This is a genomic window from Streptomyces coelicoflavus, from assembly GCF_003112555.1.
Lineage (GTDB): Bacteria > Actinomycetota > Actinomycetes > Streptomycetales > Streptomycetaceae > Streptomyces > Streptomyces coelicoflavus.
The window spans coordinates 1-26330 of record NZ_BEWB01000003.1 but is presented as its reverse complement, the minus strand read 5'-3'; the positions used below and the strand labels follow the sequence as shown (position 1 = coordinate 26330).

The 26330-nt window shown below is 73.8% G+C and carries 17 protein-coding genes, 1 tRNA gene and 1 riboswitch; of the genes, 11 read left to right on the top strand and 7 right to left on the bottom strand.

Annotated elements, in window-relative coordinates:
* The 5 genes from Sco07f_RS05140 (at window position 1) to Sco07f_RS05120 (ending at window position 5196) form a co-directional block, all read left to right on the top strand.
* Window positions 1-1131, top strand: coding sequence for a dihydrofolate reductase family protein (locus Sco07f_RS05140; RefSeq protein ID WP_108987100.1), 1131 nt, complete (start codon window positions 1-3; stop codon window positions 1129-1131).
* 67 nt (window positions 1132-1198) lie between these two features.
* Window positions 1199-1272 (top strand) — tRNA-Met (locus Sco07f_RS05135).
* A 171-nt stretch (window positions 1273-1443) separates the two neighbouring features.
* Window positions 1444-2673 (top strand): PP2C family protein-serine/threonine phosphatase, encoded by a 1230-nt coding sequence (locus Sco07f_RS05130; RefSeq protein WP_439959683.1) that lies wholly within the window; start codon window positions 1444-1446, stop codon window positions 2671-2673.
* A gap of 224 nt (window positions 2674-2897) precedes the next feature.
* A riboswitch (cyclic di-AMP (ydaO/yuaA leader) is annotated at window positions 2898-3055 on the top strand.
* A 10-nt stretch (window positions 3056-3065) separates the two neighbouring features.
* Window positions 3066-4115, top strand: a complete 1050-nt coding sequence (locus tag Sco07f_RS05125) for a M23 family metallopeptidase (protein WP_087790402.1) — start codon at window positions 3066-3068, stop codon at window positions 4113-4115.
* Window positions 4116-4251: 136 nt separating this feature from the next.
* Window positions 4252-5196: an aldo/keto reductase gene (locus Sco07f_RS05120; RefSeq protein ID WP_007451220.1), complete on the top strand. Its 945-nt coding sequence runs from the start codon at window positions 4252-4254 to the stop codon at window positions 5194-5196.
* Window positions 5197-5218: 22 nt separating this feature from the next.
* Here the strand turns inward: Sco07f_RS05120 and Sco07f_RS05115 are convergent, their stop codons facing one another.
* Together Sco07f_RS05115 and trmB are read right to left on the bottom strand one after the other, a co-directional pair.
* Window positions 5219-6646: a PrsW family intramembrane metalloprotease gene (locus tag Sco07f_RS05115; RefSeq protein WP_108987099.1), complete on the bottom strand. Its 1428-nt coding sequence runs from the start codon at window positions 6644-6646 to the stop codon at window positions 5219-5221.
* A 10-nt stretch (window positions 6647-6656) separates the two neighbouring features.
* Window positions 6657-7493: a tRNA (guanosine(46)-N7)-methyltransferase TrmB gene (trmB, locus tag Sco07f_RS05110; RefSeq protein WP_087790405.1), complete on the bottom strand. Its 837-nt coding sequence runs from the start codon at window positions 7491-7493 to the stop codon at window positions 6657-6659.
* A 127-nt stretch (window positions 7494-7620) separates the two neighbouring features.
* Between trmB and Sco07f_RS05105 the strand changes: the two genes are divergently transcribed.
* Complete coding sequence (locus tag Sco07f_RS05105) at window positions 7621-8037, top strand: Dabb family protein (protein WP_108987098.1); 417 nt, start codon at window positions 7621-7623, stop codon at window positions 8035-8037.
* Here the strand turns inward: Sco07f_RS05105 and lhgD are convergent.
* Entirely contained in the window at window positions 8034-9242 is a 1209-nt protein-coding gene (lhgD, locus tag Sco07f_RS05100) for an L-2-hydroxyglutarate dehydrogenase (RefSeq protein ID WP_054102882.1), read from the bottom strand. The genes Sco07f_RS05105 and lhgD overlap by 4 nt on opposite strands.
* Before the next feature lie 76 nt (window positions 9243-9318).
* Window positions 9319-10740, bottom strand: coding sequence for an NsdA family TPR-like regulatory protein (locus Sco07f_RS05095; protein WP_007451250.1), 1422 nt, complete (start codon window positions 10738-10740; stop codon window positions 9319-9321).
* A 712-nt stretch (window positions 10741-11452) separates the two neighbouring features.
* Between Sco07f_RS05095 and Sco07f_RS05090 the strand changes: the two genes are divergently transcribed.
* Together Sco07f_RS05090 and Sco07f_RS05080 are read left to right on the top strand one after the other, a co-directional pair.
* On the top strand, window positions 11453-13594 hold the full coding sequence (locus Sco07f_RS05090) for an asparagine synthase-related protein (RefSeq protein WP_054102881.1): 2142 nt from the start codon (window positions 11453-11455) through the stop codon (window positions 13592-13594).
* Window positions 13595-14009: 415 nt separating this feature from the next.
* Complete coding sequence (locus Sco07f_RS05080) at window positions 14010-17345, top strand: ATP-binding protein (protein WP_167468026.1); 3336 nt, start codon at window positions 14010-14012, stop codon at window positions 17343-17345.
* Here the strand turns inward: Sco07f_RS05080 and Sco07f_RS05075 are convergent.
* The gene (locus tag Sco07f_RS05075) at window positions 17332-19320 is read right to left on the bottom strand and encodes a sigma-70 family RNA polymerase sigma factor (protein ID WP_108987096.1); all 1989 of its coding nucleotides are present in this window, start codon (window positions 19318-19320) and stop codon (window positions 17332-17334) included. The two genes, Sco07f_RS05080 and Sco07f_RS05075, sit on opposite strands and share 14 nt — an antisense overlap.
* A 269-nt stretch (window positions 19321-19589) precedes the next feature.
* Window positions 19590-20441: a TetR/AcrR family transcriptional regulator gene (locus Sco07f_RS05070; protein WP_108987095.1), complete on the bottom strand. Its 852-nt coding sequence runs from the start codon at window positions 20439-20441 to the stop codon at window positions 19590-19592.
* 374 nt (window positions 20442-20815) lie between these two features.
* Here Sco07f_RS05070 and Sco07f_RS05065 point away from each other — a divergent pair, with 374 nt between their 5' ends.
* Complete coding sequence (locus Sco07f_RS05065) at window positions 20816-22195, top strand: NAD(P)/FAD-dependent oxidoreductase (protein WP_108987094.1); 1380 nt, start codon at window positions 20816-20818, stop codon at window positions 22193-22195.
* 182 nt (window positions 22196-22377) lie between these two features.
* On the top strand, window positions 22378-24036 hold the full coding sequence (locus Sco07f_RS05060; protein WP_007388836.1) for an ATP-binding SpoIIE family protein phosphatase: 1659 nt from the start codon (window positions 22378-22380) through the stop codon (window positions 24034-24036).
* Between the two features lie 54 nt (window positions 24037-24090).
* Here Sco07f_RS05060 and Sco07f_RS05055 read toward each other — a convergent pair whose 3' ends face one another.
* Window positions 24091-25368 carry an MDR family MFS transporter gene (locus tag Sco07f_RS05055; protein ID WP_108987093.1) on the bottom strand — a complete coding sequence of 426 codons (1278 nt, stop codon included), beginning with the start codon at window positions 25366-25368 and terminating at the stop codon, window positions 24091-24093.
* Between the two features lie 153 nt (window positions 25369-25521).
* On the opposite strand from Sco07f_RS05055, the gene Sco07f_RS05050 reads away from it, so the two are divergent.
* Complete coding sequence (locus Sco07f_RS05050) at window positions 25522-26070, top strand: MarR family winged helix-turn-helix transcriptional regulator (RefSeq protein WP_007388835.1); 549 nt, start codon at window positions 25522-25524, stop codon at window positions 26068-26070.
* The last annotated feature ends 260 nt before the right edge of the window (window positions 26071-26330 follow it).

Here is a 26330-nt window from a genome sequence, read left to right as displayed (position 1 = left end):
ATGCCCCTCCCGCACGTCCTCCTCTCCGCAGCCGTCTCCCTCGACGGCTACCTGGACGACACCGGCCCCGAGCGCCTGCTGCTGTCCGGCCCCGCCGACTTCGACCGGGTCGACGAGGTGCGGGCCTCCGTGGACGCGATCCTGGTCGGGGCCGGGACGATCCGGGCCGACAATCCGCGGCTGCTGGTGAACTCGGCCGAGCGGCGGGCGGCGCGGGTCGCGGCCGGGGAGGCGGAGTACCCGCTCAAGGTCACCGTCAGCGGCAGCGGCGAGCTGGATCCGGCGGCGCGGTTCTGGCACACGGGCGGGGAGAAGGTGCTGCTGACCACGGACGACGGTGCCCGGCGGGCCCGCGGGCTGGGGATCGCGGCCGATGTGGTGTCCCTGGGGGAGGTGCTCGACTGGCGGACCGTGCTGGAGTACCTCCACGACCGGCGGGGCGTGCGGCGGCTGATGGTGGAAGGGGGCGGGACCGTCCACAGCCAGCTGCTTCAGCGGGAGCTCGCCGACGAGCTGCAGCTCGTCCTCGCGCCCCTCCTCGTCGGGGACCCGGCCGCGCCCCGGCTGTTCGGGCCCGGTGCCTACCAGGGCGGGCGGCTGCGGTTGATCGAGACGCGGCGGATCGAGGACGTGGTGCTGATGCGGTACCTGCCGACCGCACCCGGCGCCGGTGAGCGCGTCGCCGCCGCCGACCGGCACTGGCTCGGGCTCGCCTGCGAGCTGGCCGAGCTGTGTCCGCCGTCGGACACCGCGTTCAGCGTGGGGGCGGTCGTGGTCGCCGCCGACGGGAGCGAGCTGGCGCGCGGGTTCTCGCGGGAGGGCGGTGATCCCGTCGTGCACGCCGAGGAGGCCGCGCTCGCGAAGGTCGACCCGGAGGACCCCCGGCTCGCCCGCGCCACCGTGTACAGCAGTCTCGAGCCCTGCGCCCGCCGCGCCTCCCGGCCCGCGCCCTGCGCCCGGCTGATCCTCGACGCCGGGGTGCGCCGCGTCGTCACGGCCTGGCGGGAGCCGGACACCTTCGTGGCGGGTGCGGACGGGAGCGGGGTGCTCACAGCGCACGGTGCCGTCGTCGTCGTACCGGCCGGGTACGAGGAGCGGGCCAAGGCGCCGAACCGCCATCTGGAGGGGTAGGGCACCGTCGGGGAGGCACCGATGTGCATTCCACCCCCGGGATGACGTACAGTGGTGAACACAACGGCGCGGGGTGGAGCAGCTCGGTAGCTCGCTGGGCTCATAACCCAGAGGTCGCAGGTTCAAATCCTGTCCCCGCTACTGAAGGTCGAGGGCCGGAATCCGAAAGGGTTCCGGCCCTCGGCGTTTTCCCGTCCCGCACCTGCCCGTCATCCGGTCGGCCCCTCACCGCTCGCCGCCCGCCCCCGTCCCCGGAAACCTGGAGTCCTGGACGGCAAGCGGCGCGCGGACGTGCGGGGTGGCGGGAGACGAGTGGTGCGGCCAGGTGACGTGGGCGACGAGGGAGTGGCCGCCAGAGCCGGCGGCCGGCTCCCCGGTGATCCCGTGCCCGACCCGGGCCTCGGAGACGAGGAGCCGCCCTCCGGCCCGCCGCCGCGCCGCCGGACCGGCTACGGGCGCGCCTTCGTGCACGCGCTCCCCGTGCTGCTGATCGCCGTCGCCATCCTGTACGACATCTTCACGCCGAGGTACTTCACCGCCGGCCCCCTCTACACGGCCGCGCCCCTGGTCGCCGCCCCGCTCTACTCGAGGCGCGGCACCGCGCTCACCGGCGTCGCCGTGGTCGTGTCGGTCATCGGGCTGCAACTCGGCAAGGGCGTCATCCACTACGTCGACTCCCTCACCGAGCTGATCACCATCGCGACGGTCGCCGTGCTCGCCGTCATCGTGAACGGCATGGTCCGGCGCAGCAGCGAGCGCCTCGTCTCCGTCCGCGAGATCGCCGAGGCCGCCCAGCGCGCCGTGCTGCCCGAACCCGCCGAGCGCATCGGGGGTTTCGAGATCGCCGTCTGCTACGAGGCCGCGCAGGCCGACGCCTTCATCGGCGGTGACCTGTACGCCGTGCAGGACAGCGCCCGCGGCGTCCGGCTCATCGTCGGCGACGTGCGCGGCAAGGGCATGGGCGCGGTCGCCGCCGTCGCCGTGGTGATCGGCGCCTTCCGGGAGGCCGCCGAGCAGGAGGCGACGCTGGAGGCGGTGGCGCAGCGCCTGGAGCGGGCGCTGGCACGCGAGGGCACCCGGCGCGACGGACTGGACGCCTTCGAGGGCTTCACCACCGCCCTCCTCGCCGAACTCCCGCACGGCGACGGGACCGTACGCATCGTCAACCGCGGCCATCCGCCACCCCTGCTGCTGTACCCCGACGGGACCCTGGACACGCTGCCCGCCCGCGAGTCGGCGCTGCCGCTCGGCATGGGCGACCTGGGAGTGTGGCCCGACCGGGCGGAGGAGGCCGACTTCCCCGGTGGGGCCACACTGCTGCTCTACACCGACGGCCTGACCGAAGCCCGGGACGCCAGGGGCGAGTTCTACGATCCGCAGACGCGGCTGGCCGGCCATGTCTTCCGGCATCCGGTGATGCTGCTCAACACCCTCGCCGAGGACGTGCGCCGGCACTCCGGAGGCGGCATGGCGGACGACATGGCGCTGCTCGCCGTACGGCGGCCCCGGCGCGGTGACCATGATCATTGTTACGAGACGTGACAGTCCGACCTCCCTCCGCATAACAACTGATACACCGTCAGAAGAAAGTGGCGTGAAGAGGAATACTGAGGGTGGGTCAACTCGTCCGGTTTTCACCGGTCGTGAGGGGTGCGTCCCGGCCGTTTTCGTTAATGATCAAGCGGAACGGCTTGGAATCCGAGCCTCGCGTCTATTAACGTTCGATAACGCAGCGCGGTCGTCCCAGCCGTCACAGAAGGCGGCTCCGTGCGCACGCGCCGAATCCCGCGAGGGAACCGGGGAACCACCACATTGGGGTGAATCGGGCGTATGACGTCGTGGAAACACGGTCGGCAGGCACCCGTAGGAGACCTTCCTGCTCCGAACCCGTCAGCTAACCCGGTAGGCGAAAGGAAGGAAAGGAGTACGCCCACGTGGCGTCCAACCGGCCTGCCCCCGAGGCCCCGTACGTGCCCACCGGGCACGGCACCGACACCTTCGGCTACGACGCCCCCCGCGCCGAAGAGGGCCCCTGGGAGGAGTGGAACCCCACCGCGGAGTCCATCCGCCCCGTGCGCGGCCGGCACCGCGTCGCCAAGCAGCGCGGCGGACTCGCCCGCAGCTCCACCGTCCTCGGCGTAGGTGTCATAGCCGCCGTCGGCGCGGGCGGCATGGCCAGCGCGCAGACCGGCAAGCCGCCGGTGTCCATCTCCATGCCGGACCTGCCGAACGTGGGCTCGCTCGTGCCCGGCGGCGACGAGGAGCCGGAGCCCGAGGGTTCCGCCACCCCGCTCAGCGGCATCACCCAGGCCGTCGTCGCGGACACCGCCCAGGGCGCGGACTCCACCGGCGCCGGCGCCGGTGAGTCGCTGCGGGCCCGGATCATGGCGCAGGCCGAGCAGCAGCAGGCCCAGGTCGAGACCAAGGCCGCCGCCGAGGCGCAGGCCGCGGCCGAGAAGAAGGCCCAGGAAGCCGCCGCCAAGGCCGCGAAGGAGGCCGAGGCCAAGGCCGCCGCCGCCAAGAAGAAGGCGGAGGAGGAGGCCGCGAAGAAGGCCGAGGCCGAGCGGCTCGCGAAGCTGGCCAAGCAGTTCACGCTGCCGACCTCCTCGTACACGATCTCCTCGACCTTCAACCAGGCCGGCTCCCTGTGGGCCTCCGGCCACCACACCGGCCTCGACTTCGCCGCCCCCACGGGCACCCTGCTCAAGGCGGTGCACAGCGGCACGATCACGTCGGCCGGCTGGGACGGTTCGTACGGCTACAAGACCGTGCTCACCCTCGACGACGGCACCGAACTCTGGTACGCGCACCAGTCGTCCATCAACGTCAGCGTCGGTCAGAAGGTCACCACCGGAGACGTCATCGGCCGCGTCGGCGCCACCGGCAACGTCACCGGCGCCCACCTGCACCTCGAGGTCCACACCGGCGACGGCTCGGGCATCGACCCGATGGCCTGGCTGCAGAGCAAGGGCCTCACCCCCTGAGGCACCTCGCCCCTTGACCCGCCCCGCCGAACCCCGGCGGTCCTGACGGCAACCCCCCGACGTCAGGGCTGCCGGTTTGCGGCGTTTTTGCGCGGGTTCCGGAATGCTCTGCTCCGCCGCGGTCGTTGATCTCTACATGACTTCTCTGCGCAAGCTCGGCTCCTCCGACCTCGAGGTCTTCCCCCTCGCCCTCGGCGGCAACGTCTTCGGCTGGACCGCCGACCAGGACACGTCCTTCGCCGTCCTCGACGCCTACACGGCGGCGGGCGGCAACTTCGTCGACACCGCCGACTCCTACTCCGCCTGGGTCGACGGCAACAGCGGCGGCGAGTCCGAGACCGTCCTCGGCAAGTGGCTCGCGGCCCGCGGCAACCGAGACGACGTCGTCCTCGCCACCAAGGTCAGCCAGCACCCCGAGTACCCCGGCCTGTCCGCCGCGAACATCAGGGCCGCCGCCGACGCCTCGCTGCGCCGCCTGGGCACCGACCACATCGACCTCTACTACACCCACTTCGACAAGCCCGAGGTGCCGGTCGAGGAGATCATCGGCGCCCTCGACGAACTGGTGAAGGCCGGCAAGGTGCGGCACATCGCCGCCTCCAACATCTCCGCCGAGCGGCTCGCGGAGTCCCTGGAGTTCTCCGACCGCGAGGGCCTGGCCCGGTACGTCGCCCTCCAGCCGCACTACAACCTGGTCTCCCGCGACACCTACGAGGGCGGACTCGGCGACCTCGCCGAGCGGTCCGGTCTCGCCGCCGTCCCGTACTACGCCCTCGCGGCCGGCTTCCTCACCGGCAAGTACCGGCCCGGCACGGCCGTGGACAGCCCGCGGGCCGGCGGTGCGGCCAAGCACCTGGAGACCGAGCGCGGTCGCCGGGTGCTCGCCGCCCTGGACGAGATCGCCGAGGCCCACGACGCTCCCGTCGCCACGGTCGCCCTCGCCTGGCTGGCCGGCCGGCCGACGGTGGCGGCCCCGATCGCCTCCGCGCGCACGGTGGAGCAACTGCCGGCACTGCTGGGCGTGGCCGAGCTGCACCTGACGGAGGACGAGGCCGAGCGGCTCACACGGGCGTCCGCCTGAGGGCCGGCCGGACGACGCGGACCTACGGCCGGTAGGGGCCGGGCGGCGTGTACGGCGCGTGCTGCGGAGAGGGCGGCGCGTACTGCGGGTACGGGGCGTGCGGCGCCTGCGGGTACGGCGCGTGGGACGCCTGCGGGTGGTGCGGCGGGTTCGGGCCGTACGGGGGGTGCGCCGTCGCGTGCCCGTACGCGCCCTGCGCCCCGTAGCCGTAGCCGTACGCCCACGGGGGCACCGGCCGCGGCACGGGCGCCGGGGGTGCGGTGGTTCGGGCGGCGTAGTCCAGTGCCGGACGGGCCACGCCCCGCAGGTGCCACAGGGCGTCAAGGAGTTGGCGCTCCCGTACGGTGAAGTCGGCGCCCGCCCTGCCCCGGCGCCCGCGCTGCCGCAGGAACGCCACCGAGGTCGCACAGGCCTCGTACCGCGCCACCGCCCGCGCACCCTCCTTCCCGGCGTGCTTGCGGGCGTACTGCCGGGCGACGCGGCGGGCCCGCATCGAGCCGAGCGCGTACGGCTCCGCGGGCGTCAGCCAGCCGGCGGCCACGTAGGCGGGCAGCTCGGCCCGGACGGTGCCCAGTTCACGCTGCCGGGTCCAGATCACCAGCCAGGTCAGCAGGCCGAACGACGGCACCATGAACGCCGCGTACACGGCGAAGAAGCCGTACTCGCCGAACGCGGCCGAGCCGTTCCACAGGGCGTGCATGCCCATCGCGAGGAGCAGTCCGGCCAGCGGGAGCAGGGCCCGGCGCAGGCGGTGCCGGCCCGCGGAGAGCGCGGCGATACCGAAGCCGATGCCGGTGAGGACCGTGAACAGCGGGTGCGCGAAGGGCGACATCACGACGCGGACGAAGAAGGTCGCCGCGGTGACGGAGGCGATGCCGCTGTCGCCGGTCAGCTGGTCGGTGCCGAAGGCGGTGCCCAGGTAGAGGATGTTCTCGGTGAAGGCGAAGCCGGTGGCGGTGACCCCGGCGACGACCACGCCGTCGACGATGCCGGTGAAGTCCCGTCTGCGGAACAGGAAGACCAGCAGGACGGCGGCGGCCTTGGCGGACTCCTCGACGACCGGGGCTATCACCGTGGCGCCCCAGGTGTCCGCGCCGGCCGGGTCGGCGGTCGCGGTGGCTATCCACCGGGTGGCGAAGCTGTTGGCGACGATCGCTATCAGCGCCGCCGCGCAGGCGCCCCACGCGAAGCAGAACAGCAGGTTCCGCCAGGGTCCGGGATCGACCCGGTCCAGCCAGCGGAACGCCGCCACGAGCAGCGGTACGGGCAGGACGGCGAGCCCGAGCCCCACCAGGAAGCCCTGTGTGCCGGTCTGTTCGCGCACCAGGGCGAGGATCACCAGGCCGGAGAGCGCGAGCAGGGTGATCAGCGCGCCGTAACGGACCCAGGTGCGCTGCCACCAGTGCGTATGCCGGTGCACATGGGTCGGGTACGGGGGACAGGTGGCCACGGCATGGACCCTAACCGGTGGGGGGCAGCTCCTTGTGCTGTACGCGACGAAACAGCAGGTCGTTCACCACATGTCCCTTGTCCAGTCCCTGGCCCTCGAAACGGGTCAGCGGCCGGTGTTCGGGGCGTGGCGCGAACCCGCCGCCGGGCACGGTGTTCTCGAAGTCGGGGTGCGCGGTGAGCACCTCGAGCATCTGCTCGGCGTACGGCTCCCAGTCGGTGGCGCAGTGCACGACGGCCCCCGGTGCGAGCCGGGTCGCGGCCAGCGTCAGGAACTCCGGCTGGATCAGTCGGCGCTTGTGGTGGCGCTTCTTCGGCCACGGGTCGGGGAAGTAGACGCGCAGCCCGGCGAGGGAGCCGGGGGCGAGCATCTCGCGCAGCAGGATGATCGCGTCGCCGTTGCCCACCCGGATGTTGGGCAGTTCCTCGCGCTCCGCGCGCGCGAGGAGGTTGCCCTGGCCCGGGGTGTGGACGTCGACGGCGAGGATGTTGGTGTCCGGGTCGGCGGCGGCCATCCGGGCGGTGGCCTCGCCCATGCCGAAGCCGATCTCCAGGACGACGGGGCGGGCGTTGCCGAACAGCTCGGCGAGGTCGACGACGCGCTGTCCGTCGATGTCCAGCCCCCACCGGGACCACAGCCGCTGCAACGCGTCCGCCTGCCCGGCGGTCACCCGGCTGCGTCGCGGCTGGAAACTGCGGATCCGCCGCTCGAAGTGCGACCCGGCGGGATCGGCCTTCGGCCCGTCGGGGAACCGGGGCTCGCCCTTGGCGCGGGCGTGCCGCAGGGAGGACCCGGCCGTGGACGGGGGAGCGGCTTCGGCTTCGGGGGCGTGGTGGGAGTCAGACACAATGCGTCGATTTTAGTCCGCGCACGGTTGGTCCGCGCACGCGGTTGCGATGCCCTGTCGAGATAGTTACAGTCTATAACTCAAGCGATAGGTAGAAGTTCCCGTCGCCACGTGGAGGAGAGACGCCGTGATCCATCACCAGATCCGCCTCGCCATGCGCCCCGACGCGCCCCGGGAGAAGGTCGACGAGGCGCTCGAGATGCTCCGCAGGATGGGGCGCGAGATCGACGCCGTCGCGTACTGGGCGGTCGGGCGGGACGTGGGCGGTGACTTCGACTACGGGGCGATGTTCGCGGTCGAGGACATCGAGGCCTACCGGGCGTACATGCACGCTCCGCTGCACCGGCAGGTGGACGAGATCGGTCTGCCGCTGGTGCGGCACATGGTCTCGCACGACCTGACCGACGACGAGGACCCGGCCACGGGCGACCTCATCCGGCAGATCCACGCCGAACGCTTCGCGGGCGACCCGGCCCTGGTGGCGCTGATCGAGGGCCTCGGCTCGTACGACGGCAGCAGCGCGCCGGGGCGGGACGGGTCCTAGTCCGCGGCGGCCAGCATCGCCAGCGCCCTGCGGCCCACCTCGCGGCCGATGGGCAGGGACGCGGTCGCCGCGGGCGACGGCGCGTTCAGGACGTGCACCGCGTGGGCGCCCTCCTTGATCAGGAAGTCGTCCACCAGGGTGCCGTCCGCCAGCACCGCCTGCGCCCGCACCCCGGCCGGGGCGGCGACCAGGTCGTCCTCCGTCACCGCCGGCAGCAGTCTGCGGACCGCCGTCGTGAAGGCGCTCCTGGACAGGGACCGGCGCAGCTCGCCCGCCCCGTATCTCCAGTGCCGCCGGGCCATGTGCCACGACCCCGGCCAGGCCAGGGTGGCGCCCAGCTCGCGGGGGCGCACCACGCCCCAGCCGTACCCCTCGCGGGCCAGCGCCGGCACCGCGTTCGGTCCGACGTGCACGCCGCCGTCGATGCCGCGGGTCAGGTGCACCCCGAGGAACGGGAACGCCGGGTCCGGCACCGGATACACCAGTCCCCGCACCAGCTCGGGCCGCGCCAGCTCGTAGTACTCGCCCCGGAAGGGCACGATCCGCATGCCGGGGTCGTCGCCGGTCAGGCGGGCGATCCCGTCGCAGTGCAGCCCGCCGCAGTTGACCATGACCCGGGCGCGGAGCACGTCCCCTGCGCGGGTGCGGACGGCGACGCCGAGGCCGGGGCGCCGGTCGACGCGGTGCACCTCGGCGCCGTAGCGGACCTCCGCTCCCGACGCCTGGGCGAGCCTGCGGGCCACGGCGCCGTAGTCGCAGATGCCGGTGGTGCCGACGTGGATGGCGGCCAGGCCGCGCACCTCGGGCTCGTACTCCTGTATCTGGCCGCCGCCCAGCTCGCGCACCGGTATGCCGTTCTCCCGGCCGCGCTGCACCAGGGCGTGCAGGCGGGGCAGCTCGGCGCGGTCGGTCGCGACGATCAGCTTGCCGGTGACGGCGTGGTCGATGCCGTACTCGGCGCAGAACTTGACCATCTCGGCGGCGCCCCGGACCGCGTACCGCGCCTTCAGCGAGCCCGGGCGGTAGTAGACACCGCTGTGGATGACGCCGCTGTTGCGGCCCGTCTGGTGGCGGGCGGGGCCGGGCTCCTTCTCCAGGACCGTGACCCGGGTGCCCGGTGCGGCGCGCGTGATCGCGTACGCCGTGGACAGGCCGACGATGCCGCCGCCGATCACCAGCACATCACAGTCGAACACTCGTTCCATCTCCCGGTTCACCTCCCGGCTTCGATAGTGCACTGCGCCACTGACAATGCCTTCAAACCCGGAAGAGGGCGGTCCGTCAGGCCGGAGTCACCAGCAGCGGGCGGGCGCGCTCGCGCAGCTCCACCACGCGCGGCTCGTCGCCGTAGGGTTCCAGGCGGTGCAGGAGGTCCTTCACGTACTCGGTGGTGCGGGCCGAGGAGATGCGGCCGGCCACCTCGACCGCCCGCACGCCCTGCTCGCAGGCCGCGTCCAGATTGCCCGACTCCAGCTCGGCCACCGCCGAGACGACCAGTCTGAGCCCGTGCGAGCGTACGAACTCCTCCGTCGGTTTCGACAGTGCCTGCTCGGTGAAGCGGCGGACCTGGCGCGGTGCCTTCAGGTCGCGATAGCACTCGGCCGCGTCGGCGGCGAACCGGTCGTAGGAGTAGAAACCCAGCCACGAGGGGTCGCTGTCGCCGGGCCGGGCGCGCTCCAGCCAGCTCTCGGCGGCCTTCAGGGCGGCCCCGGCCGCCACCGCGTCGTTCGCGCGCGCGTGGGCACGGGCCTCGACCAGGCGGAAGAAGCTCATGGTGCGGGCCGTGGCCAGGCCGCGGTTGCGCTCCAGGGCGGCCTGGGCGAGGTCGACGCCCTCGTCGCCGAAGCCGCGGTAGGTGGCCTGGAGCGACATCGAGGCCAGGACGTAGCCGCCGAGCGGCACGTCGGCCGCCGCGCGGGCCAGGCGCAGGGCCTGGATGTAGTACCGCTGGGCGGCCTCCTGCTGGCCGGTGTCGAAGGCCATCCAGCCGGCCAGGCGGGTCAGCTCGGCCGAGGCGCCGAACAGGGCGCGGCCGACCTCGTCGGAGTAGGAGCCGAGCAGGAGCGGTGCCGCCTCGACCCGTAAGCACTCGGGGACCATCGACGAACGCCAGTCGCCGCCGCCGTACTTGGAGTCCCAGCGGCGGGCGTCCTCGGCGGCCTCGCGGAGCTTCTGCACATCACTGTGGCCGACTTTGAGCGGTGCGCCGGAGCCCTCGGCCGGGCTCGCCTCGCGCGCCACCGAGCTGTCGGCCGGGGTTATCAGCCATCGCGAGGCGGGCGTTGCATATGCGCTCACCGCGAACGATCCGGCGAGCGACTGCCAGATGCCGCCGCCGGCCCGGCGGCCGGCGAGGTCGAGACGGTACAGCTCGGTGGCGGACCTGACCGCCTGTCCCACGTCCCTCGGGAAGGCGAGGCCCACCTCCGGGGCGGGGTCCGCGTCCGCCAGGCCGATCTCGTGGAGCGGCACCGGGCGGCCCAGCTTCTGGCCGATGGCGGCGGCGATGAGGTGCGGCGCCGCACCCTGCGGCACCATGCCCTTCGAAACCCAGCGCGCCACCGACGTCTTGTCGTAGCGGAGGGTCAACCCGCGCTGGGCGCCGAGGTCGTTGACGCGCCGGGCGAGACCTGCGTTGCTGATTCCCGCGAGGGCGAGAACGGCGCCGAGTTTCTCGTTCGGCCCGCGTTGCTCCCTGGACATGCGTCACCCCTCGACACAGACGGCTGCCGCGCTGGCATAACCACGCGGCATTCGTAAACCCAGCGTAGTTCGCCGCATCCCATGCGTTAAGAGGCATTCTTCCGGATGGCGGGATTGTGGTCCGTACTCAAGTGCGGTGCATGTACGGTCTGTTGCCGCGTGCTCCCGATGTGTGGCCGTGCGCCCGCCCGTGCGCTCTTCTCCGGCCACGGCGGGAGCGATTCCATGGTCGGTGCGTGGGTCGGCCCGCTGTACTGGATCCAGTGGGCTGGGGGACGCCGCCGCCTACATCCCCGCGGGCGGCGGACCGGCCCGGGGGGCGAGTCCCGCCTCCCGGGCTGCGCGCCGCCGGCGAGTGGCCGGGCGGTGCGCAGAGTTTGTACGGAGCGTGTTCGAATGTGGCCGCGTCGCGTCGATTTGGCTGAAAATCACCGTTGGTGATTTTCGAGCACTACCGCCCTCACCACGGGAGTTGAGGGCGCGTTGGGTAGCCAAAGGGCGCGTTCAGGGGGCGCATTCGCGTCGTCTTCGCTCCCTCCGGAACGGTGTCCGGGGCGGCGGAGAGGGAGTCGGCGGTCTCGCGTGAGTCTCCGCGAGGGCGCACTCAGGGAGCACACGCGGCTCCGCCGACGCTCTGTGGCGCGCCCTTCATGGCAGCATGGGGAACCAGTTCGTACGGTGCACTGGTTGTCCCCAGCCTGTGGAGGCGTCGATGCGGTGGTTGGTGGGGTGGAGCAGCGCCGCCGTGGGAGCAGGAGCAGCGGGGATCGCCGGGGCGGCCGGCTCCGCGGGCGCCAACGGATCCGCCGGAGTCACCGGTTACGACGGCGAGACCGTCCAGCCCGTGGGGGCCCAGGCGTTGTGGGGCGACCCCGACCCCCTGTGGGCGGTCGGCGACTGGCGCCCCGACGAGGTGCGTGTCGTCACGGCCGACCCCCAGACCCGGATCGCCGTCCTCGGCATCTGCGGCGCGAGCGACGAGCAACTGCGGGTCGCGCTGTTCGCCGCGCGCGGGGGCGCACTCCGGCATCTGACGGCCTGGCCCGGCAGTTACACGGCCGTCGTCCAGGTGGGCCGGCGGATCACCGTCTGCGGCGACCTCGCGGGCGCCCGGCCGGTCTTCCACACCCCCTGGGCGGGCGGCACCGCCTACGCGACCGCCGCGCTGCCACTGGCCGACCTCGTCGAGGCCAACCTGGACTTCGGCCACCTCGCCGCGCTGCTCGCCACGCCCGACGTGCCGGCCGCGCTGGACGACTCCACCCCGTACGACGGCGTGAAGCGTGTTCCGCCGGGGCACGCGCTGATCCTGCGCGCCGGGGCGCGCGAGATCGCCGGGTACGAACCGGTGGCCTCGCTCGCCGTCGCGGCGCCCTCGGCCGACCCGGACCGTGCCGTGGACGGCGTGCGGGACGCCCTGCTCGAAGCGGTGCGCACCCGGCTCGCCGCGCCCCGGCACGTCCCCGGGGACGGCATCGACCCCGGCCCCGTCCCGGGCATGGGGCCCGCCGAACGCCGGGCCGCGCGCGGGATGCCGGTGCCCGGGATCGGGGCCGACCTGTCCGGCGGCCCCGCCTCGGGCACGCTGGCGCTGCTGGCGGCCGGGCTGCCGGGGATGCCGGGGACCGTGCTGGGACACGGCACGGGAGCGGGGGAGCGGCTGCTGGCCGTCACCTTCAACGACCTCGCCGTCGGCGGGCAGGAACCCGAGCTGGCGCGGGCGGGCGCGCTCGCGGCCAACCCGCGGCTGCACCACGTGGTGGTCACCGGCGGCGAGGAGATGCTGCCGTACGCCGCCCTCGACGGGCCGCTGACCGACGAGCCGGGCTCCTCCCTGGTCGCCGCCGCACGGCACCGGGCCCGGCTGGCCGCGGGCAGCGCGGACCACTTCACCGGGTACGGGGCGCGACAGGTCCTCGACGCCCATCCGGCGCGCCTGGCCGACCTGCTCATGGACCGCAAACGGCGCCATCTGGTCCGGCCGGTCGCCGCACTCGCCAAGGCCGACGGGTCGGTACTCGTCCCCGGGCGCGTGTACGCGGCGGCGCGACGGCTGGCCCGCACGCCGTACCGGAGCGGCCTCGAGGTGCTCGCCGAGCGGTTGCTGCGCAGACGCTTCGACACGCCGGGCGACGGGGCGATGGACGCGTCCCTGGCCGCGCTGACCTGGGCCGGGGCGGGGCCGGCGGCGCGGTGGCTGACCGGAGAGGCGCTGGCTGAAGTATCGGTTCGCCTCCAGACGTCCTCGCAGCGGTCGGGAGTGGGTCCGGGGCAGCGTCCCGGGGACTTCCGGGCGCGGTCGGCGCTGGCGCGGCAGGCGGCGGAGGTGCGGGTGCTCGAGCAGGCCGCCGAGATCCGCTTCCAGCGGCTGCACACGCCGTTCCTCGACAACCAGGTCGTCCGGGCGTGCCGGGCCCTGCCGGAGGCGCTGCGGGTGCGGCCGGGGGCGCGGGCGGCGATCCTGCGGACGGTGCTGGAGGGGGCGGGGGTGAGCGAGCTGCCGCCCGGGTGGGGGGCGCCCACCCAGGCACTGGCGGCCTCCGCCGCGCGCACGGGGCTGCGGGTCTCCGCGGACTCCCTGCTCGGACTCTTCGACCGGCCGCTGCTCGCGGAGGCGGGGCTCGTGGAGGCGCGGGTCGTGCGCAAGGCGGTGCGGGCGGCGGCCGCGGGCGAGCCGCTGCCGCTGGACGGCCTGGCCGACCTCGTCTCCCTGGAGCTGTGGCTCGGCCGCCTCCTCGCCCGCCGCGGCACCTGCTGGACCGGCACCCCGGCCCGCCAACGCGCGGTACCGGCCGGCATCGCACCGCAACGGGGCGCGCTGGGCGGTGCGGGGGCGGTGGTGCGGCGGGGCTGAGGTGGTGCGGCGGGGCTGAGGCGGTGCGGGTGCGGGTGCGGGTGCCTGCGGCGCCTGTGCGGGGTGTGGGGGTGCGCGTAGCGCGTTGGGGTGCGTTGTGGGTCGGGGCCGCGCCGGGGGGTGTCCGTCCTCGGAACGGCGCGGAATCGGTCGGCCACAGAAGCGAACTCCGTTGACGCGCCAACCGCTGCGGGCGGACACCCCCCGACCCGACCCCTTCCCGCCGTACGCGGCTGCCGGCCGCCTACGCCCCGCTGCCCCTCCTCGCCGCTCGCGGCTGCCCGCCGTCGCCGCGAACAGCGGCACGGGTGGGCGCAGCCGCACCCCGCAGCGCCGGGCCGCGCTCCCCACCTCCGCGCCGCGTGCCAACGCCATGCCGGGTGCCCGTGCTCACCCACTCGGCGACAATGACCCCGTGCGGTACAGAATCCTGGGCGTCACCCAGACGGAGGACCACGGCACCGTCGCGAGCCCCGGCGGTCCCCGCCTGCGCGCGCTGCTCGCCGCCCTCGCCCTGCGTCCCGGCGACGTCGTCACGCCCGCCACCCTGATCGACGAGGTCTGGGCGGAGGACGATCCGCCCCAGGACGCCCCCGCCGCCCTCCAGGCCCTGGTCGGCCGCCTCCGCCGTACCGTCGGCAGGGAAACCGTCGTCTCGGCCCCCGGCGGCTACCGGCTCGCCGCGACCCGCGACGACGTGGACCTGTACGTCTTCGAACACCTCGTACGGCAGGGCACCACCGCCCTCGGGCACGGCGACGCCGCGTCGGCCGCCCGGCACCTGGACGAGGCACTGGCCCTCTGGCGGGGCCCGGCACTGGCCGACCTGCCCGGCCACGCGGCCGGCCCCGAGGCGCTGCGCCTGGAGGCCACCCGGGCCCGTATCGAGGCCGGTCTGCGCCTCGGCGACGCCCCCGACGCCGTACCGCGGCTGCGCGAACTGACCGCCGCCCACCCGTACGACGAACCGCTGCACGCCCTCCTCATCGGCGCCCTGCGCGCCACCGGCCGCGACGCCGACGCGCTGGCCGCCTACGAGAGCGCCCGCCGCACCCTCGCCGAAGGACTCGGCACCGAACCCGGACCCCGGCTGCGCGCCCTGCACGCCGAACTGCTCGGCGCCGGGGGCGCGGAACGGACCGCCGTTCCGGCGGCCGAGGAGCGCCGGGGCAACATCCGGCCCCGGCTGACCACCTTCGTGGGACGGGAACCGGAACTCGACGCCATCCGTTCCGAACTGCACGCGTCCCGCCTCGTCACCCTCACCGGACCGGGCGGATCCGGGAAGACCCGCCTCGCCGAGGAGGCCGCCGCCGGGCTCGACCAGGCCTGGCTGGTCGAACTCGCCCCGCTGGACCGGCCCGAGGCGGTACCGGGCGCGGTCGTCAACGCCCTCGGACTGCGCGAGACCGTGCTGCTGACCGGCGACCGGCCGGCCGTCCAGGACGACCCCGTCGCCCTGCTCGTCGAGTACTGCGCCCCGCGCAGCCGGCTCCTGGTCCTCGACAACTGCGAACACGTCATCGGCGCGGTGGCCCGGCTCGCCGAGACCCTGCTGACCCGCTGCCCCGGCCTGACCGTCCTCGCCACCAGCCGTGAACCGCTGGGCGTACCCGGCGAGTCGGTACGCCCGGTCGAGCCGCTCACCCCCGGACAGGCACGTCGCCTCTTCGCCGCGCGCGCGAGCGCCGTCCGTCCCGACGCCGACGCCGTGCTGCGCGACGAGGGGGCGGTCGCCGAGATCTGCCGGCGCCTCGACGGACTGCCGCTCGCCATCGAACTGGCCGCCGCCCGGCTGCGGCTGCTCACCCCACGGGAGATCGCCGACCGGCTCGACGACCGCTTCCGCCTGCTCACCTCCGGCAGCCGCACCGTCCTGCCCCGCCAGCAGACGCTGCGCGCGGTCGTCGACTGGTCCTGGGACCTCCTCGACGAGGCGGAACGCACGATGCTGCGCGAGCTGTCCGTCTTCGCGGGCGGCTGGGACCTGGCGGCGGCGGAGGCCGTGTGTTCCGGGCCTGCCGCGGACCTCGTCGGGGCGCTCGTCGACAAGTCCCTCGTCGTCGCCGATCTCGGTACCGACGGCGCCGACATGCGCTACCGCATGCTGGAGACCATCCACGAGTACGCCGAGGAACGCGCCGCCGAGGTCCCCGGGCTGCGCGCCGCCGCCGAGCGGGCCCACCGCGCATGGGCCCGCCTCCTCGCCGAGGAGGCCGATCCGCAGCTGCGCTCGGCCGGGCAACTGCCGTACATAGCCCGTCTGGAGACCGAGCACGACAACATCCGCGCGGCCCTCGGCCGTTCCCTCGCCGCGGGCGACGAGCCGGAGGCCGCCGCCCTCGCCCTCGCCATGGGCTGGTTCTGGTGGCTGCGCAACTACCGCTACGAGGGCGTCGGCTGGCTGGACCGGGTGCTGCGCCTCGGCGCCGCCCTGGACGCCGGCGGTGCCGCGGCGACGGGCGTCGACGACCGTGGTGCGTCCGTGCCCGACCGTCGTACGTCCGGTCCTGACCTTCGTCCGTCCGCCGCCGACCACATCGACGCGCTGCTCGCGGTACGGGACGGCGACCCGCCGCAGCCGCTGCACTCCCTGCGCATGCGGGTGCGGATGATGCACATCCTCCTCACCTTCGAGACCGCGCCGAGGGAAGGGCTGCTGGACGACCGCATGCGGCGCTACGTCCGGCGGGTGCGGGACCACTTCGCCGCCGGCGGCCCCGAGGCGGCCCGGGTTCCCGGCCTCATCTGGCCGCTGACGGAGTTCTTCGTCGACGACTCGGGCGACGTCCGCGGCTCCATGGACGCCTCCGTCGCCAACTGCCGTGCCCACGGCGGCGAGTGGGAGATCGCCGCCAGCCTCATGTTCCGCACCCACGCCGTGGTCGACCTCTCGGGCACCCCGGCCGGCATCGACGACGACCTGGCGGAAATGCGCGTGCTCAGCCGCCGCGTCGGCGACCGCCTGGTGCAGGCCCAGGTGTGCAGCGCCTTCGGCGAGGCCGCCATGGTGCGCGGCGACTACGAGGAGGCCAGGGCCGAGTACGCGGAGGCCCTGCGGCTCGCCGAGGAGGTGGGCGCCTTCGCGGAGGCGCCGTTCCTCATCGCCCGGCTCGCCGAGATCGCCTACCGCGAGGGGGACCGCAGCACGGCACTCGGCGTACTCGACGAAGCCGGCGCCGCGGCGGACCGGCACGGCGTCGTGGACTCCAAGGCCTTCGTCCTGATGCTGCGGGCCGGGCTCGCGGTGGTGGACGAGGACTTCGCGCGGGCCCGCGTGCTGTGGGAGGCGGCCCGCGAGGAGTGCCTGCGCGGCACGCCGCCGCCGCAGTTCCTGGCGATGCTGGGACTGGTGGACGCGCTCGTGACGGCGGGCGAGTCGGGCCCGCGGGCGGCCCTGCGGCTGCTGGCGGGCACCCTCCGGTCGGCCGTCGAGGAGCAGTGCGCCGACCTGGTGCTGGCGACCCTCGTGGACAGCGCGGCCGGCCTGCTGAGCGACTGCGGCGACCAGGCGCGCGCGGTGCGGCTGCTCGGGGCGGCCGGGCACTGGCGCGGCGACCGTCCGCGCCCCATGCCGGACCGCGCGCACGCCGAACGGGCCGAGGCCGCCGCCCGCAGTGCCCTCGGCGGCGAGCGGTACGCCGCCGAACTGGCCCGGGGTGCCGCCCTCACCCCGCGGGACGTCGTCGCCGAGCTGACGGTGGCGGTGGCGGTGGAGCAGCCGGCCGGGCGGACTCCTACGCGCAGGTGAAGCGGGACTGGGCCCAGTCCGCGAGCGCCACCGTGTCGACGGGGCTGTGCGGCTCGGTCACCAGCCGCATCGTCTCGCGCCCCGTGATGTCCACATGGACGGGCAGCGCCGGGTCCCCGCCCTTGACCATCCCCGAGTTCCACAGCCGCACGTCGTCGGCGTACACCGAGAAGTGGACCTTGCCCAGCTTCATCGTCAGGTCGTCGACGCCGGCCAGGGCGTCGTAGGACGAGCAGTCGCGGTTCAGGTCGATGGTGACCGAGGAACGTCCGTGGACGGTGACGCCGTGCGCATACCGCACGTCGGCGACGGACAGGGACGAGCGCTGCCACACCCAGCTGCTGTCGGCCAGCCGCATCTCGGGACCGGTGCCGTCACCGCTCACGTCGTACGCCAGCTCGCTCCACCGGTAGACGGTGGGCGCGGGCGGCGGGGGAGGCGTCGGGGTCGGGGTGGGCGTCGGGGTCGGCTTCGGGGTGGGTGTGGGTGTGGGGGTGGGCGTGGGTTTCGGGGGCGGGGTCGGCTCCGGGGTGGGGGTCGGAGTCGGCTCGGGGGCGGCCACCGGTGCCGGTGGGCGGGGCGGGCGCGTCGAGGGGGTGGGCGTGTCCGGGGCGGGCTGCGCCACCGGTGAGGACGCGGGCGGGGCGGCCTTCGGCGGTTCCTTGTCCGGGGTCTCGTCGCCGGTCAGGGCCAGGGCCAGCGCCGCCGCTGCGGCCACCGCGACCACACCGGCCGCGATACCGGCCTTCACCGGCGCGCCGAGCCCTTCCGCGGCTGCCGCCCCGCCCCCGGCGCCCGCTCCGCCGGACGTACCGCCGCCCGCCGCGGCCGCCGCGCCCGCGACTCCCGCCGCACCGGCGCCCGCGCCCCCGGCGACGAGCCCCGCCGCCTTCGCGTACCCGGCGACACCGAACCAGCCGATGACCGCGACGGGCACCACGGCGGGGATGCCGCTCGCGACCTCCTCGATCTGGGTCGCCGCCAGCCGGCACCTGGCGCACTCCTCCAGGTGCTTGCGCAGCCCGCGTTCGGCCCGGATGCGCAGCCTGCCGCGCGCGTACGTGCCGAGCTGGTCGGCGTAACGGGCGCACTCCTCGTCGGTGGCGAGGGCGTCGCTGACATGGGCCTGGAGATAGGCCTGCTTCAGCCCTTCGCGGGCCCGGCTGGCGAGGACGCGGGTGCCGTTGGCGTCCAGCCCGAAGAGCGTGGCCACCTCGCTCGGCGACTCGTCCTCGACCTCGGTGTGCCACAGCACGGCCTGCCACCGCTCCGGCAGCGACCGGAAGGCCCGCATGGCCATCGACTGCTCGGCCTCGTGCATGGCGCGGACGTCGGCGCCCAGCTCCAGGGTGTCGTCGTCCGCCGCCTTTGCGGTGTGCGCGGCCTGCGCGGCGAACACCGCGAAGTCCTCCACGAGTTGTTCCCGCCCCGCCGACCGGGTCCAGCCGGCGGCGACGCGCCGGACCGCGGTGAGCAGGTAGGCGCGCACGGCGTACTCGGGACCCGAACCGCCGCGCACCGCCTGGAGCATGCGGGCGAACACCTCGGCGGTGAGGTCGTCCGCGGTGTGGGCGTCACGGCAGCAGGTGCGCGCGTACCTGCGGACCGCGTCGGCGTGGCGCAGGTACAGCTCCTCGTAGGCGGTGTCGTCGCCCGAGCGCATCCGCTCGATCAACTCCGCGTCGGACGCCGGGAGCTCGCGCGGCGGCGGCAGGACGCCACCGTCGTCCGGCTCCCGGGGCGGCGGCAGAACGCTGTCCTCGTGCAGCTCACGCTGCGCCGGGACCCCGGTCCCCGCCCGGTCTTCGCCCGGTGCGGGAGCCTCGCGGCCGCCGTCCGCCACGGAATCGTTCCGCCGGACGTGGGCCGGCCCGCCCTGACCCGGCACCTGCGGCGCGCCGTCGTCGCCGGTCCCGACATCGTCCGGACCGCTGCCGCCGTCACCGACCGATCCGTCCCGCCCGTCAACACTCATCGCGGAAAGCCCCCGCCAACCTGCCCAGCCAGTCCGAACACCGGGTCAGCGTGCCATATTGGCTTTTGTTCAGGACCCCCTTGTGCCGACCATCACTCGTCTGCGGGAACTTGCCGCGCCGCAGTGTCAACGCTCAGCCGTTCGGGGAAGGAGTAACGGGCCGTCCGTCGTCCGACGGTGTCGCGGTCCCCCGCTCCCCGTCCGTCGTCCGGCGTGCGTCGTGCGGCGTCAGACACCGGCCCGTCTCCCGTCGGTCCCCGTCGGTCCCCTCACACCGGCCGCGACCGCAGCCCCTCGAGCAGGATGTCCAGCAGCCGGGCGGAGGCCGCCGCCTGCTGGGCCGGGTCCGGCAGCGAGGGCGCCGCCGTGGCTATCACCAGCAGTACGTCCGACACCGACACGTCCGGCCGCAGCTCACCCGCCGTCCGGGCCCGCTCCACGAGCCGGCCCACGACCTCCAGCAGTGCCGCGGCACCGTCGCCGACGGCCACGGAACCCGTGACGGAGCCGGTGCCGGAGTCGGCGGCGGAACCCACCGGGCCGGCGGGCGCTCCGGCCTCGGGGGCCCCTTCGGACACCAGCCGCAACTCGCCGGTGCCCGGCTGTATCCGCTGCTGCGGCACCCGCGGATCACCGGCCGCCGCGACTCCGGCCGCCCCGGCACCGTCATCACCGTCCTCCGCCACCCCGACCCGCAGCACCTGCGGCGGCAGCAGCCGTCCGGCGCCCGAGGCAACCGACGTCCGCAGAAAGCGGGACAGTGCCGACCACGGCTCGTCCTCCTGCCCGAGCGCCGCGCGTGCCTGGTCGGTCAGCCGTGCCGTCTCCTCCTCGGCTATTCGCCGTACCAGCACGTCCTTGCTGGGAAAGCGCCGGTACACCGTGCCGACGCCGACCCGTGCGCGCCGTGCCACGTCCTCCATGGGCGCGCCGTACCCCAGCTCACCGAACACCTCGCGCGCCGCGCGCAGCACGTGCTCCAGATTGCGCTGGGCGTCCACGCGCAAGGGCGCACTGCGTGCCGCGTCACCGCGAGTGCCGCCCGCCGCCGCACTCGTACTCATCGCGCCTCCGGGCGCGACGGCCGACGCGGACGACCAATGAGAATCCTGAACATGCATAGACAATCCCCCGGTAATGACGTCTCCCCCCGGAGACTCTCCCCGCCATCGAAAGCCGGAGTGCGTGGAACGGGCCCGGTTCCGTGGTCCGCCCGTCGCGGACCCCATGAGCACATCGCCCTGCACACCGTCGGAAAGAACATAGTTGAGCGAGGGTCAATTCAGAAGGGGCACGTTCCGCACGGAGCGCCCCCCGATCGGAGCACCGATCTCATACGCCCCGAATGTGCCGTCCCCGACCCCCACTCCCACTGCCGCTGACCTGCGCGATCACTTCCCGACACGGTGCCGCGCACCCCTGTGCGCGCTCGCGATCTCCGGTCACACAATTTGACGAGCCTGTGGACAAACGCAAGCGCCGGGTGCGTCATGGGGTGGTGAAGGAACGTGCGCGCATTCTCGTTGTCGGCGGTGGCTACGTCGGGATGTACACGGCCCTGCGGTTGCAACGGAATCTCAAGGCCGAACTGCGGCGGGGCGATGCCGAGATCATGCTCGTCACCCCGGACCCCTACATGACGTACCAGCCGTTCCTCCCCGAAGCGGCGGCCGGTTCCATCTCCCCGCGGCACGTCGTCGTGCCCCTGCGCCGCGTCCTCGGCCAGTGCGACGTCGTCATCGGCGAGGTGCAGTGCATCGACCACACGACCCGCACCGCCACCCTCACCACCCTCGCCACCGACGAGGAGAGGACCGGCGCCCGCCGGGTGACGTACGACGAACTGGTCCTCGCGCCAGGGTCCGTCTCGCGCACCCTGCCCGTCCCCGGCCTCGCCGACCACGGCGTCGGCTTCAAGACCGTCGAGGAGGCCATCGGCCTGCGCAACCACGTCCTCGAACAGCTGGACATCGCCTCCTCCACCCGCGACCCCGCCCTCCGCGACGCCGCCCTCACCTTCGTCTTCGTCGGCGGCGGCTACGCGGGCGTGGAGGCCCTCGGCGAGCTGGAGGACATGGCCCGCTACGCCGCGCGGTACTACCACAACGTCACCCCCGAGGACATGAAGTGGATGCTCGTCGAGGCGTCGGGCCGCATCCTGCCCGAGGTCGGCGAGGAGCTGGGCCGCTACACGGTCACCGAACTGCGCCGCCGCAACATCGACGTACGCCTGGACACCCGCCTCGAGTCCTGCGCCGACCGCGTCGCCGTCCTCGGCGACGGCTCCCGCTTCCCCACCCGCACGGTCGTCTGGACCGCCGGCGTCAAACCGCACCCGGTCCTCACCGCCACCGACCTGCCCCTCGACGACCGGGGCCGGCTCACCTGCACCGCCCACCTGTCGGTCGACGGCGCCCCGCACGCGTGGGCGGCCGGGGACGCCGCCGCCGTCCCCGACGTCACCGCGCCCGAACCCGGCCGGGAATGCGCCCCCAACGCCCAGCACGCCGTCCGCCAGGCCAAGGTCCTCGGTGACAACGTCGCCCACGCCCTGCGCGGCGAGCCCCTCGACACCTACGCGCACAAGTACGCCGGCTCCGTCGCCTCCCTCGGCTTCCACCAGGGCGTCGCCCAGGTCTACGGCCGTAAACTCAAGGGCTACCCCGCGTGGTTCATGCACCGCGCCTACCACCTCAGCCGGGTCCCCACCGTCAACCGCAAGGCGCGCGTACTCGCCGAATGGGTGATCGCCGGCCTCTTCAAACGGGAGATCGTCTCCCTCGGCTCACTCGAACATCCGCGGGCGGAGTTCGAACTCGCGGCCGGTGGAAAGCCTTCTCAGGAGCCCCCGCACAACCCGAAGGGGTCGTCCTGACCGGACTCAGGAACTCCCCCGGCCACTGGGGCGTCTGACGGATGTCGGCCGGGCGGGCGCCCTGCCAGACTGGTCCACCACCGCGGGCGCGCCGCCGCTCGCCCCAGCGCGGCCCCCGGGGCCCGGGTCGACCCGGCCCGTCCCGGTCCCCGGCCGCCGACCACTACACGAGGCAAGGATTCGTGAACTTCACGCGCTGGAGCGCCCGACTCCCCCTGACACAGCGCCGCGCCGCGTCGCGCCCGGACACGCCGGTCCCCCCGGACCGGCGGGGAGACGGCTCCGTACCCGCCGCCCGTGCCGAACAGCTGACCGACGAAGCCCCACCCGCCCCCGACGCTCCCAGCGTCGACGAACTGCCCGTCCGTGACGTCCTCGACCGCGTCCCGGCCCTCGTCGCCCTCGTCCACGGCCCCGAACACCGCCTCGCCTACGTCAACGACGCCTACGTCGCCGCCTTCGGCACCCGCGACCTCGGCGCCCGCGCCCGCGAGGCGCTCCCCGAGCTGGACGAGCCCGGCCTCTTCCCGCTCCTGGACCAGGTCCAGCGCAGCGGCAGGACCCGCACCCTCAAGTCCCGCAAGGCCCCCGACGGCCGCTCCTACACCTTCACCTGCACCCCGGTCGCCGAGGGCCACGACGACGGCGGCCGGGGCGTCCTCGTCTTCGCCACCGACGTCACCGACCACGCCGAGGCCGCGGGCCGCCTGCGCGCGAGCGAACGCAGCCAGCGCGAAACCGCCGTCACCCTCCAGCGCTCCCTCCTCCCGCAGGAACTGGAGGAGCCCGACGACCTGCGCGTCGCCGCCACCTACCACCCCGGCGGCACCGAGGCCGCGGTCGGCGGCGACTGGTACGACGTGATCACCCTCGGCGGCGGCCGTACCGCCCTCGTCATCGGCGACGTCATGGGCCGGGGCGTCCGCGCGGCCGCCGTCATGGGCCAGCTCCGTACGGCGGTCCGGGCCTACGCCCGCCTGGACCTGCCCCCGCACGAGGTGCTCCAGCTCCTCGACGGCCTCGCCGCCGAGATCGACGCCAACCAGATCGCCACCTGCGTCTACGCCATCCACGACCCGAACGAGGGCCGCCTCGTCTACGCGTCCGCCGGCCACCTGCCCATCCTGGTCCGCGACGAGGACGGCACCGTGCAGCGCGCCGACGAACCCACCGGCCCCCCGCTCGGCACCGGCGGCTGGATCCACGCCTCCGGCTCGATCGCCCTGCCCCCCGGCTCCACCGCCGTCCTCTACACCGACGGCCTGGTGGAACGCCGGGACGAGGACCTCGACGAGGGCATCGCCGCCCTGGAGCACGCCCTGTCCGGCGCCACCGGCACGCCCCAGGTGGTCTGCGACCGGCTGATCCGCTCGGCGGGCGTCACCCCGGACCACGACGACGACGTCGCCGTCCTCGTCCTCCAGCACCCCGCCCGCAAGGGCGCCGAGGCCGAGCTGTTCCGCAACGCCGCCCTGGAACTGCTCGGCGGCGTCGAAGCGGCCCCACGCGCGCGTGCCTTCGCCTCCGGCGTCCTCACCAGCTGGCGCTTCCCCGCCGACCTGCACGACCTCGGCGTCCTGGCGACCAGCGAACTCGTCGCCAACTCCCTCCAGCACGGCACCCCGCCGATGCGGCTGAGGCTGCGCCGCACCGACCGCCGCCTGATCATCGAGGTGACCGACGGCGACGACCACCTGCCCAGACGCCGCCGCGCGGAGCCCGGCGACGAGTCCGGCCGGGGCATCGCCATCGTCGCGACGATCGCCTCCAACTGGGGATCCCGACGGACGCCGGGCGGCGGCAAGGCGGTCTGGTGCGAGTTCGTCCTCCAGAAGCAGTGAGCCGGGGCGGGCGGCACCAACCCGCCCACACCCCGGCCCACAACCCGGCCCGCCTCACGCCTCCGCGACGACCACCGCGTCGGCCGGCGCCCGGCCCTGCGTGACCACCCGGCTCCGCGCGAGCGACGGCTGGTTCTGTACGTCCGTGAGCTGCCGCCCCAGCCGCACCGCCAGCACCGTGATGCCCAGCGAGATCAACAGGAACGCCACGATGTACGGCCCGTGCATCGAGGCCCCCAGCGGTCCGCCCACCGCGGGGCCGATCGCCAGCGCGAGCTGCTTCACCAGGGCGAAGGCGGAGTTGTACTGCCCGGCCAGACCGGTCGGCGCCAGATCCGCCACCAGCGGAGCCAGCGTCGGCGACAGCAACGCCTCACCCAGCCCGAACAGCGCGTACGTCGAGATGAACGCGGCCGTCGCCATCGCCTGGCTGCCGTGCCCGAGCCCGGCATACCCGGCCACGGCCCACGCCACGGCCCAGATCAGCCCCACGGAGGCGATCACGCGGGACCGCTTGCGCCGCTCCACGAACTTCAGCACCGCGAACTGCGCGACCACGATCATCAGCGTGTTCGCCGCCAGCGCGGTCCCCAGCGCGGACGTGGAGATCCCGGCCGCCTCGACGCCGTACGCGCTCAGCCCCGACTCGAACTGCCCGTAGCAGGCGAAGAACAGCACGAAGCCCAGCACGCACAGCTGCACCATGGCCCGGTTGCCGAGCAGCTGCTTCCAGCTTCCGCCGGCGCCCTGCCCCGGCGCCCCCTCGATCCGCGGCGCGCGCGGCGCCCGCACCGTCGCCATGACGGCGACCAGCACCAGGAACATCGCCGCCTCGATGGCGAACAGCAGCGTGAAGGACGCGGCGCTCGAGGTGTCGACCAGATGGCCACCGATGAGCCCGCCGACGCCGAGCCCCAGGTTCTGCAGGAAGAACTGCATGGCGAACGCCCGTGACCGGGTCTCCGTCGTGGAGCAGTCCACGATCATCGTCGCGAGCGTCGGCTGCATCACGGCCTGCCCGGCACCGAGCGCGGCGGCGGAGACCAGCACCGCGCCCGCCGACGCGGACAGCCCGAGGCTCATGGCCCCCAGGGCGGCGGTGACCAGGGCGACCAGCAGTACCGGCAGCGGACCGCGCCGGACGATGGCCCGTCCGGCGAACGGCAGCACGATCAGCGCGGCCACGGCGAAGACGGCGAGCACGAGGCCCGCCGTGACAGAACCCAGTCCCCGTACCTGCGCCACATAGACGTACAGGTAGGGGACTGTGAAGCCGAGTCCGAACGCGCTGAGTGCGTTGCCCACGTGGATCCGGCGCATCGCTGCGCCCATTGCCCTGGTCACGTTCACCCTCTCTTGATCTCTCGGGATCGATCGCTGAAGCCGTCAGAGCTGAGGACTGAAGACTTAGAAGCTAAAGTTCGAAGGTAAAGAGTACATAGCGAAGGACTTCAAAGCAAAGGAGGCCCGTGCCATACTGCGGCCATGGGCGACACCTCCGGCGCCGGCGAGCCGACACTCGAAGAGCAGATCGCCGCCTACCAGCGCGAGTTCCAGGACCTCGACCCCCAGGTCGAGAAGATCGTCTCCGCGCTCTCCCGCCTCAACCGCCGTATGAACGTCGCGTACGGCCGGCAGACCGCCGAGCTGGGCATCGGCAACACGGACTGGGAGGTGCTGAAGGCACTCGTGCTCTCCGGCGCCCCCTACTGCCTCGGCCCCGGTGACCTCGCCAAGCGCCTCGGCCTGACCCCGGCCGCGATGACCCACCGGATCGACCGCATGGTCACGGAGGGCCTCGTCACCCGGGAACGCGACGAGACCAACCGGGTCCGCGTCATCGTGGCCATCACCGCGGAGGGGCGCGAGAAGTGGCTGGCGGCCATGCGCCTGGCCACGGTCTTCGAGGAGGACCTCCTCCAGGACCTCTCCGCCGACGAGCGCACCGCGCTCGGCGAGGTGCTCACCCGCCTCCTGCGCCGGGTGGAGCACGCGCAGCCCGACGCCGGCGGCCGGCTCAGCGACCTCGATTAAAGATCTTGACAGGCGTGCTTGACAGCCCCCTGTGGGATCCGTAGTGTTCTCCGGGTTGCCACGGGACCGTAACGGTTCTGCGGTAGCACCTCCCGCCGCAGCAGCGGCACTCAAACCACCAGCACGATCCCCAGCGGGAATGACTTCGGCACGCCCGAATTCAATTCCGAGGGGTACTCGCCGGCCCGATCGACCCCGATTGGGAAACACCGGGAGAGTCCGCTAAGGTTTGAAACGTCGGAACGGCCCAACAGCCGCAA

What these genes read in the sequence shown, in the direction of transcription:
- Sco07f_RS05090 (WP_054102881.1), top strand. Translation starts at nt 11,453, where the DNA reads ATGCGGTGGTTGGTGGGGTGGAGCAGCGCCGCCGTGGGAGCAGGAGCA.
- Sco07f_RS05055 (WP_108987093.1), bottom strand. Translation starts at nt 25,368, where the DNA reads ATGGGCGCAGCGATGCGCCGGATCCACGTGGGCAACGCACTCAGCGCG.
- Sco07f_RS05140 (WP_108987100.1), top strand. Translation starts at nt 1, where the DNA reads ATGCCCCTCCCGCACGTCCTCCTCTCCGCAGCCGTCTCCCTCGACGGC.
- Sco07f_RS05050 (WP_007388835.1), top strand. Translation starts at nt 25,522, where the DNA reads ATGGGCGACACCTCCGGCGCCGGCGAGCCGACACTCGAAGAGCAGATC.
- Sco07f_RS05075 (WP_108987096.1), bottom strand. Translation starts at nt 19,320, where the DNA reads ATGAGTGTTGACGGGCGGGACGGATCGGTCGGTGACGGCGGCAGCGGT.
- Sco07f_RS05095 (WP_007451250.1), bottom strand. Translation starts at nt 10,740, where the DNA reads ATGTCCAGGGAGCAACGCGGGCCGAACGAGAAACTCGGCGCCGTTCTC.
- Sco07f_RS05120 (WP_007451220.1), top strand. Translation starts at nt 4,252, where the DNA reads ATGACTTCTCTGCGCAAGCTCGGCTCCTCCGACCTCGAGGTCTTCCCC.
- Sco07f_RS05070 (WP_108987095.1), bottom strand. Translation starts at nt 20,441, where the DNA reads ATGCATGTTCAGGATTCTCATTGGTCGTCCGCGTCGGCCGTCGCGCCC.
- lhgD (WP_054102882.1), bottom strand. Translation starts at nt 9,242, where the DNA reads ATGGAACGAGTGTTCGACTGTGATGTGCTGGTGATCGGCGGCGGCATC.